Origin of the sequence: Streptomyces sp. NPDC048297 (assembly GCF_043201585.1) — a bacterium.
In the GTDB taxonomy this organism is placed as follows: Bacteria; Actinomycetota; Actinomycetes; order Streptomycetales; family Streptomycetaceae; genus Streptomyces.
In genome coordinates this window covers 47,866-64,677 of record NZ_JBICZA010000036.1, presented here as the reverse complement: position 1 = coordinate 64,677, position 16,812 = coordinate 47,866, and the positions used below count along the sequence as shown (strand labels likewise).

Below are 16,812 nucleotides of genomic sequence, written 5' to 3'. Positions count from 1 at the left end.
GGTACTGCCGGACTAAGTGTGCCCGCCGGACATTAAACGGAACGACAGATTCCGCTGTTTCAGGTGCGCCGGTAACGACCGAACAGAAATCCGTCCTCTTCCAGCAGGAACGCGAGTTCGAAGCGGCGCGGGACCGTCACCGACGGCCCCCCGGCGATCCGCTGCGCGTCCCCCGCGGTGAGCGTCGGCGAGAGGGTCAGGCACAGCTCGTCCAGCAGACCCGCCGCCACCAGCCGGCCGAGCAGCCGGGGGCCGCCCTCGGTGAGCTGCCGGGTGTGGCCAAGGCCGGTGAGGGCGGCCACCGCGCGGGCGGGGTCGACGGCCGTGCCGTCACCGGCGACGATCACCCGGGCGCCGGCCCGCTCGGCCGCGGCGACCCGGTCCGCGGGCGCGGCGGCGCCGGTCAGGATGAGCGTGGGCACCAGGGGCGAGGTGAACAGCGGCAGCGAGAAGTCCAGGTCCAGGCCTTCGGTGACGATCGCGATCGCCGGTACCGGGCCCTGCCCCGCCGCCTTGCGGGCCTCGGCGGCGTCCGCGCGCTCGCGTGCGGGCCGGTACCCCTCCTGCCGAACCGTTTCCGCGCCGACGAGGACGACGTCCGCGAGCGCCCGGAGCGTGCCGAAGATCCGCATGTCGGCGGCCGAGGAGATGGCCTGGGAGCGCCCGTCGTGCTGGGCGGCGCCGTCCAGCGTGGAGACCATGTTGGCCCGCAGCCAGGACCCGGGACCGCCGGGGGCGGGCTCGGGGTAGGCGTAGGCGGCGGCCAGCTCCGCGAAGGTCCACTCCCGGCCCTCCGCGAAGGTCCACTCCCGGCCCTCCGCGAAGGTCCGCTCCCGCCCCACCCCCTCGCCTCGCGCACCCTCACCGGAGACCTCGGCTGCTGTCTCACCGGGGGCCCCGGCTGCTGTTTCGTACGTCACAGGGAACAGGCGTCGCATTCTGGCAGTGTGACACGGCGCTTAGCATGGGTAACCGTGTCGTCCTCCACCACCGCCTCCGGTCCCGCTCCCCTGACCGACGCGGGCCCGCTGTCCCTGTGCGAGCGCGAGCCGCGCGTCCCCGCCGACCGCCTGGTCGCCGAGATGGTGCCGCCGCCGCGGTTCGACTCGGTGCGCTTCGCCACCTACATCCCGGACCCGAACCAGCCCAGCCAGAGCGAGGCCGTCCAGGTCCTGGACGGCTTCGCGGCCGGGCTCGGCGGCGCGCACGCCTCCGGCACCGGCAAGCGCGGCTTCTTCGGATTCGGCCGGGCGAAGGCCCCCAGGACGCCCGCCGGCCCGCGCGGCGTCTACCTCGACGGCGGCTACGGCGTCGGCAAGACCCACCTGCTCGCCTCCCTCTGGCACGCCACCCCGGCCGAGCCCTCCCGCAAGGCGTTCGGCACCTTCGTGGAGCTGACCAACCTGGTGGGCGCCCTCGGCTTCCAGCAGACGGTGCAGACGCTGTCCGGGCACAGCCTGCTGTGCATCGACGAGTTCGAGCTGGACGACCCGGGGGACACCGTGCTCGTCTCCACCCTGCTCGGCAAGCTGGTCGACGCCGGTGTCGCGCTCGCGGCCACCTCCAACACGCTGCCCGGCAAGCTGGGCGAGGGCCGGTTCGCCGCCGCCGACTTCCTGCGCGAGATCCAGGGCCTGTCCGCCCACTTCCGCCCGCTGCGCATCGACGGCGAGGACTACCGCCACCGCGGCCTGCCCGAGGCCCCGGCACCCTTCTCCGACGAGCAGGTGACGAAGGCGGCGTACACGACCGACGGCGCCTCGCTCGACGACTTCCCGCATCTGCTGGAGCACCTGGCCCGGGTGCACCCGAGCCGCTACGGCGCCCTCACCGACGGGGTCAGGGCGGTGTGCCTGACCGATGTACGGCCGGTGCCTGACCAGTCGACGGCACTGCGGCTCGTGGTGCTGGCGGACCGCCTGTACGACCGCGAGGTCCCGGTGCTGGCCTCGGGGGTGCCCTTCGACCAGCTGTTCAGCGAGGAGATGCTGAACGGCGGCTACCGCAAGAAGTACTTCCGCGCGATATCCCGGCTCACCGCGCTGGCCCGGGACGCGAAGGCCCTCGTCACCTCGTAGAAGACCTCGTCACCCAGTAGGCTTCGGGCCCGGCTCGGAACTATCGTTACTATCGTCACAACAGCGGACACAATACGCGGACCTCTCCATGAGGAGGCCGTCATGCTCCAGGACCTGTTGGGTGCCCTGGCGGCACTCGGTTCCGTAGGCGTCGTCTACCTGGCGATGGCCGCGCGGGTCGTCAAGCAGTACGAACGGGGTGTGCTGTTCCGGCTCGGCCGGGTCAGCGGAGACGTAAGGACGCCGGGCCTGAATCTGGTGATCCCGTTCGTGGACCGGCTGAACAAGATCAACATGCAGATCGTGACCATGCCGATCCCGGCCCAGGAGGGCATCACCCGCGACAACGTCACCGTGCGCGTGGACGCGGTCGTCTACTTCCGGGTGGTCGACCCGATCAGCGCGCTGGTGAAGGTCGAGGACTACAAGTTCGCGGTCTCCCAGATGGCCCAGACCTCGCTGCGCTCGATCATCGGCAAGAGCGACCTGGACGACCTGCTCTCCAACCGGGAGAAGCTCAACCAGGGCCTGGAGCTGATGCTCGACAGCCCGGCCGTCGGCTGGGGCATCCAGGTCGACCGGGTGGAGATCAAGGACGTCTCCCTGCCGGACACCATGAAGCGGTCCATGGCCCGCCAGGCCGAGGCCGACCGGGAACGCCGGGCCCGGATCATCAACGCCGACGCCGAGCTGCAGGCCTCCAAGAAGCTGGCCGAGGCCGCGCAGCAGATGTCCGACACCCCGGCCGCGCTCCAGCTGCGGCTGCTGCAGACGGTCATGGCGGTGGCGGCCGAGAAGAACTCGACCCTGGTGCTGCCCATCCCGGTGGAGCTGCTGCGCTTCCTGGAAAAGGCGCCTCAACTGCCCGCGCCGAACGGTGAGCGAGCGGCTCGTCCCGGGTAGCGTGCGGGCATGCGCACAGGTTGGCTGGTGGCCGTGGCCGTGGCGGCGACGGCCGTGGCAGCGGGGTGCGGGGACGGCGGCGGCACGTCCCCCGCACCCTCCTCCCCCGCGCCCTCCGTCTCCGACTCCACTTCCGCTTCCGCCCCCGCCTCCGCCTCCGCGGGGCATCGGCTCACGGTGATGAGCACCGCCTTCGTCGACGGCGGCACCATCCCCCGCCTGCTCACCTGCGACGGCGAGAACGTCTCGCCCCCGCTCGCGATCGGCGGCGTTCCCGGGGGGACCAGCAGCCTCGCCTTCACACTGCAGGACTCCGACGCCCCGCGCGGCACCTTCACGCACTGGCTGGTGTGGGACATCGACCCGCACACCACCCGCCTCGTCGCCGGCGAGCACCCCAAGGGGGCGACCGAGGGCCGCAACGACTTCCGCACGACGGGCTACCGCGGCCCCTGCCCGCCCCGGGGCGACCGGCCCCACCGCTACGTCCTCACGGTGTACGCCACCGACCACCGCCCGGACCTCGCCCCTGACGCCACGGCCGAGGACCTCCGGCGCGACCTGTCGGGACACACGCTCGCGAGCGGCACGCTGACGGGACGCTACGGACGCGACACCACCGACCGATGAGCAAGCGCCGCCCCTGGCCCTGACCCCCCTGGGGCGCCCACTCCCCCTGAACCGACCGCCGGACCGACCCCTGAACCGACCGCCGGGCCGACCGCCGCTCGGGTGACCGTACGGCCACGCTCGCGGTCAGATAGTCATACAAACAATCCATTAGTCCTATTTTCATACGGTGACTGCACATGTACGCCGTACCGCCGCCGTCTGCGCCCTCGGCGCGACCCTCGCCGCCTGCGGTTCCGCGGGCGACTCCGGCACCGTGCGCCCGGCACACGCCGGGCACGCCGCCACCCCGTCCCCGTCCGCCTCCCACCCGCCGACCCTCACCCCGGGCCCCGGCGGCCTGACCCCGGTGTTCGAACACGGGCCGCGCGACCGGGGCAAGACCGTCGCGCTGACCTTCGACGCCGACATGACCGCCGACGAAGGGCCACGCGCCGCGGCCGGCGAGCACTTCGACAACCCCGAACTCATCGGCACCCTGCGCACATTGAAGGTGCCGGCGACGATCTTCATGACTGGCCGGTGGGCCGACCAGTACCCCGCCCAGGCCCGCTCCCTCGGCCACGACCCCCAGTTCGAGGTGGCCAACCACTCCTACAGCCACTACGCGTTCACCCCCGAGTGCTACGGCCTGCCGACCATGTCACCGGACCGGATGCGCTCGGACGTCGAGCGGGCGTACACGTCCCTGCGCAAGGCGGGCGTGGACAACCCGATGCCGTACTTCCGCTTCCCGGGCGGCTGTTACGACCAGCAGGCACTGCGTACGCTCACCTCGGTCGGGGTCACCGCGGTGCAGTGGGACGTGGTCAGCGGTGACGCGTTCGCCACGAACGCGGACGCGGTCGCCCGGCAGGTGATGGACGGCGTGAAGCCGGGGTCGGTGGTCATCATGCACTGCACCCGCAGCGCCGCCCCGACCACCGAACAGGTCGTCCGCACGGTGGTGCCGCAACTGCGCAAGCAGGGCTACCGGTTCGTGAAGGTCTCCGACCTGATCGGCGAGACGAACGGCCACCGCTGACCGTCCCCACCACCGACCGTCCCCACAGCTGGCCCTCCCCGCCCGGACCGTCCCCGCCGGGACCGTCCGCCCGGACCGGCGTGTCCGGTCCGGGCGGACGGCTCGTAGGGTTGCCCTCGTGAGCCAGCTTCCAGACGCCCCCGGTGACAGCCCCTTCCAGGACGAGCGCAACGCCCGCGACGAGGCGCCGCAGTTCGTGCTCCCGCTCGTCGTGCGGATCGAGCGGAGCGCTCCGCCCGCCCGCACCGACGCCCTGGAGACCGCCGCGCGCGCCGTGCTCCTGCTGCTCGGCGACGAGCGGGCGCTCGGCGACGGTGAATGGGCCGCGGCCGTACGGAACTGGGAGGACGCGCGGATCCGCAAGGTCGTACGCCGCGCCCGGGGCGCCGAGTGGCGGCGGGCCGAGGCGCTGCCCGGGATCACGGTGACCGGCAAGTCCGCCGAGGTACGGGTCTTCCCGCCGGTCCCGCTGGACGGCTGGCCCAAGGACCTGGCGAAGCTCCAGGTGTCCGGCACCGACCTGGACGACCCGGAGCCGCCCGCCGGCGCCGACCCCGCGCAGCCCGTCCTGTGGCTGAACCCCGAACTGGACATGTCGGCCGGCAAGGCGATGGCCCAGGCCGGGCACGGCGCCCAGCTGGCCTGGTGGGCGCTGGACGACGAAGCGCGCGCCGCATGGCGCGAGGCCGGCTTCCCGCTGGCCGTCCGCACCGCCGATCCCGCCGACTGGCCTCGACTGACCGGCAGCGGCCTGCCGTTGGTCCGCGACGCGGGCTTCACGGAGATCGCCCCGGGCTCCAGCACGGTGGTCGCCGACCACCCCGCGCTGCGCTGACCGTCCGCGGAGCCGCGGCCGGGCGGGAACCGGAACCCCGGGAACACCGGGAACACCGGGAACCAGGAACCGGGGAACCTCAAATGTTGCTCTGAAGGCGCGGGTGCGGGGATTCGGGAGCGGCCGACCGGGCCATACCCCCGTCATTCACAGGCAGGGGGACGGGCCATGGAGCGACTGGGCACGGGGATCGGCTGGCGGCCGGAGATCGCGGACGCCGTGGAGAACATGCCGGGCATCGACTGGGTGGAGGTCGTGGCGGAGAACGTCTGCCCCGGCCGCCTCCCGGAATCGCTGGTACGGCTGCGCGAGCGCGGGGTGACCGTGATCCCGCACGGCGTCTCCCTCGGCCTCGGCGGTGCGGAGCCGCCCGACGCGGGGCGCCTGGCGGCGCTCGCCGAGCGGGTGGAGGCGCTGGGCGCGCCACTCGTCACCGAGCACATCGCGTTCGTCCGGGCGGGTGGCGCGGTCACCGCGTCCCCGCAGCTGGAGGCGGGCCATCTGCTGCCCGTGCCGCGCACCCGGGACGCCCTCGACGTGCTGTGCGAGAACGTGCGCATCGCGCAGGACGCGCTGCCGGTGCCGCTGGCCCTGGAGAACATCGCCGCGCTCTTCTCCTGGCCGGACGAGGAGATGACCGAGGGACAGTTCCTGTACGAGCTGGCCGAACGGACCGGCGCCCGGCTCCTCGTCGACGTGGCCAACCTGCACACCAACCACGTCAACCGGGGTGAGGACCCGGCCGAGGCGCTCGGTGAACTCCCGCTGGAGGCCCTCGCGTACGTCCATGTCGCCGGCGGCTTCGAACGGGACGGCGTCTGGCACGACAGCCACGCCCACCCGGTGCCCCGCCCGGTCCTCGACATCCTCTCCGACCTCGCCTCCCGGGTCGCACCGCCCGGGGTCCTGCTGGAGAGGGACGAGAACTTCCCCGAACCCGCCGAGCTGACGGCCGAGTTGGAGGCCGTCCGCCGAGCGGTGGACGCCGCCGGACATTCCTGGCAGACCCCGCCGCCCACTTCGCCGCCCACCACGGCATCCACCACGCCGCCCGCCAAGGCACCCACCACGGCGCCCGCCGACCAGGCCTCGGCGGCCGGCCCGGCCCGAGCACGCGGCGTCGCCGTCCTGGCGCCCCCGCGGGCCCGCCAGCGGCTCGGTGTCGCGCAGGCCGCCGTGCTGTCCTGCCTGGTGGCCGGGACGCCGGTGCCCGAGGGGTTCGACCGTGTCCGGATGCGGGTGCAGGCGCGTGCGCTCGCGGCGAAGCGGGCGGGTGTGGTGGCCAAGGTGGCGCCGGAACTGCCGGTGATCCTCGACGACGGGTACCGGGAGCTGTTCCTCGCGTACGCGCGGGAACGGCCGATGCGCGGCGGGTACCGCCAGGACGCGCTGGACTTCGCCGCACAGCTGCTGAAGGCCGGCCGGCCGACGGACGCGAGAGCGCGCCGCCGCCTCCACACCTGGTGGCTGGACCGCTCCGGCCCCGCCCCGCGCCCCCGGAGCCTGGCCGCACGAGCGGCACGCAGGGTACTTCAGCGAAGGGGATGACCGGGCACCCGGCGCGGTGGCCGTGAAGGCAGGTTCGCTCACCGACGGCGCCCATGCGGCTGGCGGCACCGCCAACTCCCCAGGGGCGCGAGGAACCGCGCGATCAGCCCCCACCCACCCACAGCCACACCCACACCCACACCCGAAAACTGCCCCACCCAACTCCGCAGTAATATGCCAGCCCGCACCCACGCACACGGAGTGCGGTGCAGGAGGCACCATGCGACCGCGACCCCGCATCCAGGGCCGAGGCATATTCACCGGTACCGGGCTCATCGTCACGGCTCTCGCGGCGACGGCCGTCGCGCTGCTCGTACCCCTGTGGGCGTACGCCGGCCGGCCGAACGCGGCGGACCCGGCGGGCGCGAGCACGCTGAGCGCCCAGACCGTGACGACCCCGTACGGTCCGCTGTCCGCGCAGGACCGGGACTTCGTCACCAAGGTCCGCCTCGCGGGGCTCTGGGAGCTGCCCGCCGGCCAGTTGGCCCTGCGCAAGGGGACCACGCCCGCCGTACGCGAAGCGGGTCGGCACCTGGTCGACGGGCACACCTCCCTCGACACGCACGTCCGCCTCGTCGCCGGCCGCCTCGGCGTGCCCCTGCCCAACGAGCCCAACGCGCAGCAGAAGCAGTGGCTGGACACCCTGGAATCCGCACAGGGCCAGGACTTCGACCGGAAGTTCACCGGCATCCTGCGCCTCGCGCACGGCCGGGTGTTCTCGCTGGTCGCCCAGGTCCGCGCCGGCACCCAGAACTCGCTGGTCCGCGATCTCGCCGACGACGCCAACACGACCGTGCTGGACCACATCAAGATCCTGGAGGCGACGGGATACGTCGACTTCTCCGCGCTCGCACGGGACTTGGCGGCGTCCCCCTCACCCGTTCCCCCGCCTCCCGCGGTCGACCCGTCCGCCGCCGTCCCGGTCGGGCCGCCCCCGTCCGGCACCCCTTGACCACGGAAAAACGGAACGTCACATACTCACAACACTCTGTCCGGATAGTGAACAGGGCATGGCGTTTCCCCGGCCACTGGCATACAAACGCGTCATGTTCTGGGTCCTTCTGCTGCTTCTCGCCTGGGCGTTCACCTGCATCGCCTGCACCCGGCTGTGCCTGGCAGCGGTCCGCTCGACGGCCGCGGACCGGGACGCGGCGCTGGCGGCGGACCTGGGATCCGAGGCGACACGGCGCGAACTGACGCTGTACGAGGCGGCGTTCCTGTCCGGCGGCCCCACCCGGGTCGCCGACCTGACCATGGTGTCCATGGCCCGGCAGCGGCGGCTGCTGCTCGCGCACACCGGCTGGGCCACGGTGGTGGACCCGCGTGGCCGCGACGAGATGGAGCAGTCGGTCATAGGGGCGATCGGACCCGAGGGCCAGTCCCGGATCGCTCCGGTGCGCACCGCCGCGGCCGGCGCCGAGGCCGTACGCAGGCTCGCCGACGGGCTCGTACGCGCCGGGCTCGCCGTGCCCGACGGCGCGCGGACGACCGTGGCGGCCGGGATCCGCCAGGTGCGGGCCGCCGCGGTGGCCGTGCTCGCGCTGGGCGTGACCGCGCTGCTGATGCCCGCTCAGACCGTGGTGCCGCGCACCCTGGTCGCCCTGTGGTTCGCGCTGCCCCTCGTCCTGACCCTGAGCTGCCTGGCCATCGCCCGGGTCGAGGTCCACCCGTACTCGCCCTGGGCCTCCCCGGCGGGGCTACGGCTGCTCGGTGCCCTGACCCGGCAGCGGTCCGGGCGCGGCGACGAGCGCTCCTTCCTCACCGCCGTCGCCGTGCGGGGCGTGCGCGCGACGGGCGAGCCGGAGCTGCGGGCCGCCTTCACCCACCGCGACGAGCGCATGCGCGGGTGAGGGTTGCCCCGGGGGCGCATCGGGGGCATTGAGGCCGACACCGACCGGACGGTGCTTGCCTTCGCCGACAACCATACGAAACATCCCTTTTGTTGTTGCCGGGCCGTGGCAGCCGTGCCATCGCCGCCGTGCACCGAAGGGATACGCGATGAGAGCTGCCGTCCTCTACTCGGCCGCCGGTTCCCTGCTCCTGACCACCCTGGCCGCGACACCCGCGGCACCATCGAGCAACGCGCCCGCTGCGGCCGAGGCGCGCGGGACCGCCGTCGCCGCCGCGCGCGCCCACGCCGACGGCATCACGTTCGGCGCCTGCCCGGCCGTCCAGGAGGCACCGGCCGGCATGCGCTGCGGCACCGTACGCGTCCCGCTCGACTACGCGCACCCCTACGGCAAGCAGATCGAGCTGACGGTCAGCCGGATGCGGGCCACGCAGAAGGACCCGCGCAACAGCAAGCGGAAGGTGCCCCGGCAGGGCGCCCTCGTCTACAACCCGGGCGGCCCCGGCGCCTCCGGCATGAACTTCCCGATGATCGGCGTGCTGCCCGAGTGGAAGCGGATCGCCGCGGCCTACGACCTGGTCGGGTACGCCCCGCGCGGGGTGGACCGTTCGGCCCCGCTGTCCTGCGTGGACCCCAAGCACTTCTTCAAGGCGCCCACGCAGGCGCCCGCGCATCCCACCGAGGCGTACAAGCGACAGCGCGTCACGGAGGCGAAGGCGTACGCACGCGGCTGCGCCGCGCGGTCGGGCAGCGGGCTGCGGTTCTACAACTCCGTCAACAACGCCCGTGACCTGGACGTCCTGCGGGCCGCGCTGTGGGAGAGCCGGCTGACGTTCGTCGGGGCGTCGTACGGCACCTACATCGGCGCGCTGTACGCCACGCTGTTCCCCTCGCATCTGCGGCGCATGGTGCTGGACTCGGCGGTGAACCCGGACCCGGCCCAGGTCTGGTACCGCGACAACCTCGACCAGTCGGCCGCGTTCGAGGACCGCTGGACGGACTTCCGCGAGTGGATCGCCCGCCACGACGACGTGTACGGACTCGGCGCCACGGCGGCGGGGGTACAGCGCAGTTACGACACCGCGAGTGCCCGGCTGGCCACGAAGGCGGCGGCCGGGACGGTCGGTCCCGGTCAGCTGCACAACGCGTTCCTGACGGCCGGGTACTACGACGACTTCTGGCCGAGCCGGGCCGCCGCGCTGTCGGCCTACCTGAAGGGGGACCCGAAGCCCCTGGTCCGGCTGGCCGGGCCGAGCCCGGAGACGGCCACCGAATCGGAGAACGGCAGCGCGGTCTACACGGCCGTCGAGTGCAACGACGCGTCCTGGCCGACGGACTGGGCGGTGTGGGACCGCGACAACACCCGCCTCGCGCGCGTGGCGCCCTTCGAGACCTGGGACAACGCGTTCGCGAACCTGCCGTGCGCCTACTGGCCGGCGCCCCGGCAGCGGCCGGTGGACGTGCGGACCGGTCCGGGTGAACTGCCGCCGGTGCTGATCCTGGCGGCCGAGCGGGACGCGGCCACGCCGTACGCCGGGGCGCTGGAGATGAACCGCCGGCTGGCCGGCTCGGTACTGGTGACCGAGCGGGACGCGGGCACCCACGGGATCGGCGGCGGCCCGAACACCTGCGTCAACGCCCACCTGGACGCCTACCTGCTGGAGGGCCGCCTCCCGGCGCGGCACGCCTCCTGCGCACCGCACCCGCAACCCCAGCCGGCCACCACGGCCGACCGCACCACCCAGCAGACCATCAGGGACTCCCTGAAGGGCAAGGGCGAGGGCGCCTAGGCCGGGCCCAGGCGCCGCTGGCCTGCTATGCGAGCTCGGCGACCAGGTCCGCGACGGACTTGCGGCGGCCGGTGAAGAAGGGCACCTCTTCGCGGACGTGCATGCGGGCCTCGGAGCCGCGCAGGTGGCGCATGAGGTCGACGATGCGGTGCAGTTCGTCGGCCTCGAAGGCCAGGACCCATTCGTAGTCGCCGAGGGAGAACGAGGCGACCGTGTTGGCGCGCACGTCCGGGTAGCCGCGGGCCATCTTGCCGTGGTCGGCGAGCATGCGGCGGCGGTCCTCGTCCGGCAGCAGGTACCAGTCGTAGGAGCGCACGAACGGGTAGACGCTGACGTAGTCGCGGGGCGTCTCGTCGGCGAGGAAGGCCGGGATGTGCGAGCGGTTGAACTCGGCGGGGCGGTGCAGCGCCATGTTCGACCACACCGGCTCCAGGGCACGGCCGAGCCGGGTGCGGCGGAAGAGGTTGTAGGCCTCCTGCAGCTGGTCGCTGGTCTCGGCGTGCCACCAGATCATCAGGTCGGCGTCGGCGCGCAGACCGGACAGGTCGTAGGTACCGCGGATCGTCACGTCCTTGGCGGCGAGCTGGTCGAACAGCTCCTGGACCTCGTCGGCGTAACCCGCGCGGTCCTCGGGCAGCACGTCCTTCAGCTTGAAGACCGACCACAGGGTGTAGCGGATGACCTCGTTGAGGTCCTTGGCCAGCTTGCCCTTGTTCGGGATCCTGCCGGACTCGGTGGTGGAGGCGTCGTCACTCATGGTCCCTATTCTCCCGCTCCGCCGTGCAGGCTCTGCACCGGGTGGGCCGTCAGCGCCTCGACGCCCGTGACGTCGCCCGCCAGCTGGTCCACCGCGGCGTACGCGCTCGCGATGCAGGCGGGGATCCCGACGCCGTCGTACTGCGCGCCGCACACCGCGAGGCCCGGCAGCGCGGCGACGTGCGCGCGGACGCGGGCCACGCGCGCGTGGTGGCCCACCGGGTACTGGGGCAGCCCGTCGGTCCACCGGGTGACGCGGGTCGCGAGGGGGACGGCGGCCAGGCCGGTGGCCTCGCCGAGGTCGTGCCGGGAGATGCCGACCAGCTCGGCGTCCTCGCGCTGGAGCACCTCGGTCTCGTGGTGCCGGCCCACGGAGGTGCGCAGCACCACCACGTCCGGGTTCTCCTCGGCGATCCAGCCCCACTTCTGGGAGGCGAAGGTGGAGGCCTTGATGGTGCGGCCGTCGACGGGCGGCACGAGAAAGCCGCTGCCCTCGGGCAGGGCGAGGTCGGCGCGGCGGTAGGCGAGGGTGATCAAAGCCATGGAGGCGTACTCCACGCCGGCGAGTTCGCTCGCGGCGGCCGGGGCCTCGGTGCGCAGCAGGTCGGCTGCCGCGCGGGCGGGGACGGCCAGGACGACGGCGTCCGCGTGCAGCACCCGGTCACCGGCCACGACCCGCCAGCCGCCGTCGGCCCGCGCCTCGTCGGCGCCCGAGCCGGCCGTCACCGCGACCCGGCGCAGCTCCCGCACCGGCGTCCCGGTCAGGATCTCGCCCCCGCGTGCCCGCACCGACTCGGCGACGGCGAGCGGGAGTCGGCCCACTCCGCCCTCGATGCCCATGAACACCGGGCCGTCCTGCGGGTTCGCCGCGGCCTTGGCCTGGATGTCGCGGACGGCGGCGGTCAGGGAGTCGTGGATGCGGGCCGCCTGGAAGAGCTGCGGGACGGCCGAGCGCATCGAGATGGCGTACGCGTCGCCCGCGTAGACCCCGCCCAGCAGGGGTTCGACCAGCCGGTCGACGACCTCGCGGCCGAGGCGCGCCGCCACGTACTCGCCCACGGCCACGTCGTCGCCGACCTCCGTGCGGGGCAGTTCGGCGTCGCGCCCGATGCGGGTCAGGCCCTCCTCGGACAGCACGCCGGTCAGGGCGGCGGCGGCGCCGGGGACGCCCATCACATGCCCCTTGGGCATGGGGCGCAGGGCGCCGCGCGTCCAGATCGAGGCGCTCGCGGTGGCCGGGGGCCGCAGCCGGTCGCCGAGCCCGGCCTCGCGCGCGAGGTCCACCGCCTCGGGGCGGCGGGCGAGCATCGACTCGGCGCCCAGGTCGACGCGGACACCCGCGATCTCCCCGGGCAGCAGCTTGCCGCCGACCCGCTCGGAGGCCTCCAGGACGGTCACGCGCGCGCCGCGCCCCAGCAGCCGGTGCGCGGCGGCCAGTCCGGCGACGCCGGCTCCGATGACGACGACATGCCCCGTACCCGTTGCGCTCATGCCCCCACTCTCTCAGACCCCTGTGACAGTCCCTTCTCTCAGACCCCTGTGCCGGTCCCTGCCGGGCCCGGTGTCCGGGACGAGTCCGGACCGTGACCGCATCGGAACCGGTGCGGTCCAACGTTCCCGCCCGCCCCGGCGTCGAAGGAGCGTCACAGGTCACCGTCATCAGGGGTTTCGCCCATGCGCACATCACAGCCCGTACGCCCCGCCCGACCGCTGCGCCCCGCGCGCTCCGTCCGGGCCCTCGCCGGGGTCCTCCTCGCCGCTTCCCTCGCGCTCGCCGGATGCAGCGACGCGGGCAGCGTCGACGCGAAGTCCGCCGCGGACGCCGGGCAACCGCACGCGGGCGCCGCCGAGCAGCAGGCGGGTGCCGCCGGCGGCAAGGCGGACACCGGGGGGACCGCCCGCAAAGCACCCCGGCTGACTTCGAACGCCATCATCCGCACCGCCTCCCTGACCGTCGAGGTCAAGGACGTGCCCAAGGCGCTGGACGCGGCCCGTACGACCACGGAGAACGCGGGCGGCTACGTCGGTGACGAGACCACGAGCCGGGACCCCGACGGCCACGAGCGGACCCGGGTCGTGCTGCGCGTGCCGGCCTCCGCGTACGACGAGGTCCTCACCGGCCTCCAGGGCGCCGGCAAGCTGATCGAGCGCACCGCGAAGGCGCAGGACGTCACCGACCAGGTCGTGGACGTGGACAGCAGGATCACGTCCCAGCGGGCGAGCGTGGCCCGGATCCGTGAGCTGATGGACCGGGCGTCCAGGCTGAGCGACGTCGTCACCCTGGAAGGGGAGCTGAGCAGCCGCGAGGCCGACCTGGAGTCGCTGCTCGCCCAGCAGGCGTCCCTGAAGGACCGTACGAGCCTGGCGACGATCACCCTGTCGCTGTCCGAGAAGCCCGTGCGCAAGGCCGCGAAGAAGGACGAGGCGCCGGGCTTCCTGGACGCCGTGTCGGGCGGCTGGCACGTGTTCGTGACGATGCTGCGCTGGATCGCCCTCGCCCTGGGCGCCGTCCTGCCGTTCGCGGTGCTCGCCGCGCTGCTCGCGCTGCTGTGGCGGCGTGTGGTGCGCCCGCGGCTGCCGCGCCGCCCGGCACCGGCACCGGCACCGGCGGCGACCGCCCTGGGCTCGCTGCCCCACGCGCGCCCGGCGCCGGGGACCCCGGCCGCGGATTCCGCGGACTCCGGCGACGGGAACTGACGGGGCAGGAACTGACGGAGCGGGAACTGGTGGGCGGGAACTGGTGAGCTGGGAGCTGACCCGGCGTGGCCTTCGCCCGTAGCGTGTGCGCATGAACATGCACGGTGAGCGGGACGGCAGGGAGCGGCTGGTCGTGATCGGCGGCGACGCCGCGGGGATGTCCGCGGCGTCGCAGGCGCGCCGGATGCGGGGGCCGGACGAGCTGGAGATCGTGGCGTTCGAGCGCGGGCACTTCACGTCGTTCTCGGCGTGCGGGATCCCGTACTGGGTGGGCGGCGACGTCCCCGAGCGCGAGCGGCTGATCGCCCGCTCCCCCGAGGAGCACCGCGAGCGCGCCATCGACGTGCGGATGGGCACCGAGGTCGTCGAGATCGACGTGGCCGGGCGGCGGGTACGCACGCGTGACGTCGATTCCGGCGCCGAGTCCTGGACGTCGTACGACAAACTCGTCATCGCGACCGGCGCCCGCCCGATCCGCCCCGACATGCCGGGCGTCGACGCCGTCGGCGTGCACGGGGTGCAGACCCTGGACGACGGGCAGGCCCTCCTGGACACGCTCGCACGCACGCGTGGCCGGCGCGCGGTGGTCGTGGGAGCGGGTTACATCGGCGTGGAGATGGCCGAGGCGATGATCCAGCGCGGCTTCGAGGTGACGGTCGTCAACCGCGGCAAGGAGCCGATGGCGACGCTCGACCCGGACATGGGCCGGCTGGTGCACCGGGCCATGGAGGGGCTCGGCATCACGATGGTCGACGACGCCGAGGTCACCGGGGTCCTCACCCACGACGACGGACGGGTCCGCGCGGTGACCACGCGGGACGCCGAGTACCCGGCGGACCTCGTCGTCCTCGGCATCGGTGTGCGCCCCGAGACCGCCCTCGCGCGCGCGGCGGGCCTGCCCCTCGGCACCCACGGCGGCCTGCTCACCGACCTCGCGATGCGGGTGCGCGGGCACGAGGACATCTGGGCGGGCGGTGACTGCGTGGAGGTGCTGAACCTGGTCTCCGGCCAGGAGCAGTACGTCCCGCTGGGCACCCATGCCAACAAGCACGGCCAGGTCATCGGCAGCAACGTCGGCGGCGGCTACGCCACCTTCCCGGGCGTCGTCGGCACCGCGGTCAGCAAGGTCTGCGACCTGGAGATCGCCCGCACCGGCCTGCGCGAGAAGGACGCCGACCGTGTGGGGCTGCGGTACGAGAGCGTCACCGTCGAGTCCACCAGCCGCGCCGGCTACTACCCCGGCGCCTCCTTGATGACGGTCAAGATGCTCGCCGAACGCCGCACCGGCCGGCTGCTCGGCGTGCAGATCGTCGGCAGGGAGGGCGCGGCCAAGCGGGTGGACATCGCGGCGGTGGCGCTGACCGCGCAGATGACGGTCGAGCAGATGACGGCCCTGGACCTCGGCTACGCGCCGCCCTTCTCCCCGGTGTGGGACCCGGTTCTGGTGGCGGCGCGAAAGGCCGCGCCGAAGGTGCGGGAGCGGGACTGACCGGCGGGCGCGAAACCGACCGGCGGGCGCAGAACCGACCTCCGGGCACGGAACCGACCTCCGGGCGCAGAACCGACCTGCGGGCACGGAACCGACCTCCGGGCGCGAAACCGACCGGCGGGCGCGAAACCGACCTCCGGGCGCAGAACCGACCTCCGGGCACGGAACCGACCTCCGGGCACGGAACCGACCTGCGGGCGCGAAACCGACCGGCGGGCGCAGAACCGACCGGCGGGCACGGAACCGACCGGCGGGCGCGAAACCGACCTCCGGGCGCAGAACCGACCTCCGGGCACGGAACCGACCTGCGGGCGAAGATCCGGCCGGCGAGCGAAGATCCGGCCGGTTCACCCGCCCGGTCCTGGGCACTAATCCAACGTGGTCATCCCCGTCCATGACGTGAACCCCGTACGCCGCACCCCGTACGTGACGTACACCCTCATCGCGGCCAACGTGCTCGTGTTCCTCACCATGCCCGGCATGGCCGGATCCGTGACCGGGGGCAGCGACCTGGCGCGGCTGTGCCATCTCCAGGCCTTCATGGACCAGTACGCGGCGGTCCCCCGGGAGCTGATCCACCACCAGCCGCCCCATCTGGTCCCGACGGGCGCGGTGGGCGTGGGGCCGCACGGTCCGGGCTGTGTGGTGGCACCGCCCGCCTACACCAAGTGGCCGCCCCTGTCGGTCTTCACGGCGATGTTCCTGCACGGCGGCTGGCTGCATCTGCTGGGCAACATGCTGTTCCTGCTGATCTTCGGCAACAACGTCGAGGACCGGATGGGCCACATCCGCTACTTCCTCTTCTACGTCGTCTGCGGCTACGCGGCCGGCTACGGCTACGCGCTGCTGAACGCCGGCTCGGCCGACCCGCTGATCGGCGCGTCCGGCGCGATCGCCGGTGTCCTCGGCGCCTACATCGTGCTGTGGCCGACGGCGCGGGTCTGGGTGCTGGTGCCGTTCCTGGTGTTCCTGCCGCTGCGGCTGCCCGCGTGGCTGATGCTGGGCTTCTGGTTCGGGCTCCAGGCGGTGTACTCGTCCGGGCACGGCGTCTCCGGCGCGGGCACGGTGGCCTACGCGGCGCACGTGGTCGGCTTCGTGGCGGGCATGCTGCTGGCCTGGCCGCTCAGGCCCGGCACCCCGCCCCCGCCGGAGCCGCCCCGCCTGCTGTTCGGCAGGCAGGCCCGGCCCCGTCAGGTGTGGTGACCGGCCGCGC

General features: G+C 73.4%; 15 protein-coding genes. 12 read left to right on the top strand and 3 right to left on the bottom strand.

What is annotated here, in order from left to right; genetic code table 11:
- Positions 1 to 59: 59 nt before the first annotated feature.
- Positions 60 to 938: a pyrimidine reductase family protein gene (locus ACGFYV_RS31140; protein ID WP_393881857.1), complete on the bottom strand. Its 879-nt coding sequence runs from the start codon at positions 936 to 938 to the stop codon at positions 60 to 62.
- Positions 939 to 974: 36 nt separating this feature from the next.
- Here ACGFYV_RS31140 and zapE point away from each other — a divergent pair, with 36 nt between their 5' ends.
- The 9 genes from zapE to ACGFYV_RS31095 all read left to right on the top strand — a co-directional run bounded on the left by zapE (position 975) and on the right by ACGFYV_RS31095 (position 10,657).
- Complete coding sequence (gene zapE / locus ACGFYV_RS31135) at positions 975 to 2,078, top strand: cell division protein ZapE (protein WP_393881856.1); 1,104 nt, start codon at positions 975 to 977, stop codon at positions 2,076 to 2,078.
- Between the two features lie 102 nt (positions 2,079 to 2,180).
- Positions 2,181 to 2,981 (top strand): slipin family protein, encoded by an 801-nt coding sequence (locus tag ACGFYV_RS31130; protein ID WP_393881855.1) that lies wholly within the window; start codon positions 2,181 to 2,183, stop codon positions 2,979 to 2,981.
- 9 nt (positions 2,982 to 2,990) lie between these two features.
- Positions 2,991 to 3,611, top strand: a complete 621-nt coding sequence (locus ACGFYV_RS31125; protein WP_393881854.1) for a YbhB/YbcL family Raf kinase inhibitor-like protein — start codon at positions 2,991 to 2,993, stop codon at positions 3,609 to 3,611.
- A gap of 169 nt (positions 3,612 to 3,780) precedes the next feature.
- Positions 3,781 to 4,635, top strand: a complete 855-nt coding sequence (locus tag ACGFYV_RS31120; RefSeq protein ID WP_393881853.1) for a polysaccharide deacetylase family protein — start codon at positions 3,781 to 3,783, stop codon at positions 4,633 to 4,635.
- Between the two features lie 118 nt (positions 4,636 to 4,753).
- Positions 4,754 to 5,470, top strand: a complete 717-nt coding sequence (locus tag ACGFYV_RS31115) for a peptidyl-tRNA hydrolase (RefSeq protein ID WP_393881852.1) — start codon at positions 4,754 to 4,756, stop codon at positions 5,468 to 5,470.
- Positions 5,471 to 5,638: 168 nt separating this feature from the next.
- Positions 5,639 to 7,018 carry a DUF692 domain-containing protein gene (locus ACGFYV_RS31110; protein WP_393881851.1) on the top strand — a complete coding sequence of 460 codons (1,380 nt, stop codon included), beginning with the start codon at positions 5,639 to 5,641 and terminating at the stop codon, positions 7,016 to 7,018.
- 220 nt (positions 7,019 to 7,238) lie between these two features.
- Complete coding sequence (locus ACGFYV_RS31105) at positions 7,239 to 7,970, top strand: DUF4142 domain-containing protein (protein ID WP_393881850.1); 732 nt, start codon at positions 7,239 to 7,241, stop codon at positions 7,968 to 7,970.
- A 94-nt stretch (positions 7,971 to 8,064) separates the two neighbouring features.
- Positions 8,065 to 8,868 carry a TIGR04222 domain-containing membrane protein gene (locus ACGFYV_RS31100; protein ID WP_393881849.1) on the top strand — a complete coding sequence of 268 codons (804 nt, stop codon included), beginning with the start codon at positions 8,065 to 8,067 and terminating at the stop codon, positions 8,866 to 8,868.
- A 148-nt stretch (positions 8,869 to 9,016) separates the two neighbouring features.
- Positions 9,017 to 10,657, top strand: coding sequence for an alpha/beta hydrolase (locus ACGFYV_RS31095; protein WP_393881848.1), 1,641 nt, complete (start codon positions 9,017 to 9,019; stop codon positions 10,655 to 10,657).
- Positions 10,658 to 10,682: 25 nt separating this feature from the next.
- Here the strand turns inward: ACGFYV_RS31095 and hemQ are convergent, their stop codons facing one another.
- Both hemQ and hemG read right to left on the bottom strand, forming a co-directional pair.
- Positions 10,683 to 11,414 (bottom strand): hydrogen peroxide-dependent heme synthase, encoded by a 732-nt coding sequence (hemQ, locus tag ACGFYV_RS31090; protein ID WP_393881847.1) that lies wholly within the window; start codon positions 11,412 to 11,414, stop codon positions 10,683 to 10,685.
- Between the two features lie 5 nt (positions 11,415 to 11,419).
- Positions 11,420 to 12,904: a protoporphyrinogen oxidase gene (hemG, locus tag ACGFYV_RS31085; RefSeq protein WP_393881846.1), complete on the bottom strand. Its 1,485-nt coding sequence runs from the start codon at positions 12,902 to 12,904 to the stop codon at positions 11,420 to 11,422.
- Positions 12,905 to 13,087: 183 nt separating this feature from the next.
- Between hemG and ACGFYV_RS31080 the strand changes: the two genes are divergently transcribed.
- From ACGFYV_RS31080 to ACGFYV_RS31070, 3 genes are all read left to right on the top strand, one after another.
- Positions 13,088 to 14,110, top strand: a complete 1,023-nt coding sequence (locus ACGFYV_RS31080; RefSeq protein ID WP_393881845.1) for a DUF4349 domain-containing protein — start codon at positions 13,088 to 13,090, stop codon at positions 14,108 to 14,110.
- A gap of 91 nt (positions 14,111 to 14,201) precedes the next feature.
- Entirely contained in the window at positions 14,202 to 15,599 is a 1,398-nt protein-coding gene (locus tag ACGFYV_RS31075; protein WP_393881844.1) for an FAD-dependent oxidoreductase, read from the top strand.
- A 378-nt stretch (positions 15,600 to 15,977) separates the two neighbouring features.
- Complete coding sequence (locus tag ACGFYV_RS31070; RefSeq protein WP_393881843.1) at positions 15,978 to 16,802, top strand: rhomboid family intramembrane serine protease; 825 nt, start codon at positions 15,978 to 15,980, stop codon at positions 16,800 to 16,802.
- Positions 16,803 to 16,812 lie beyond the last annotated feature (10 nt).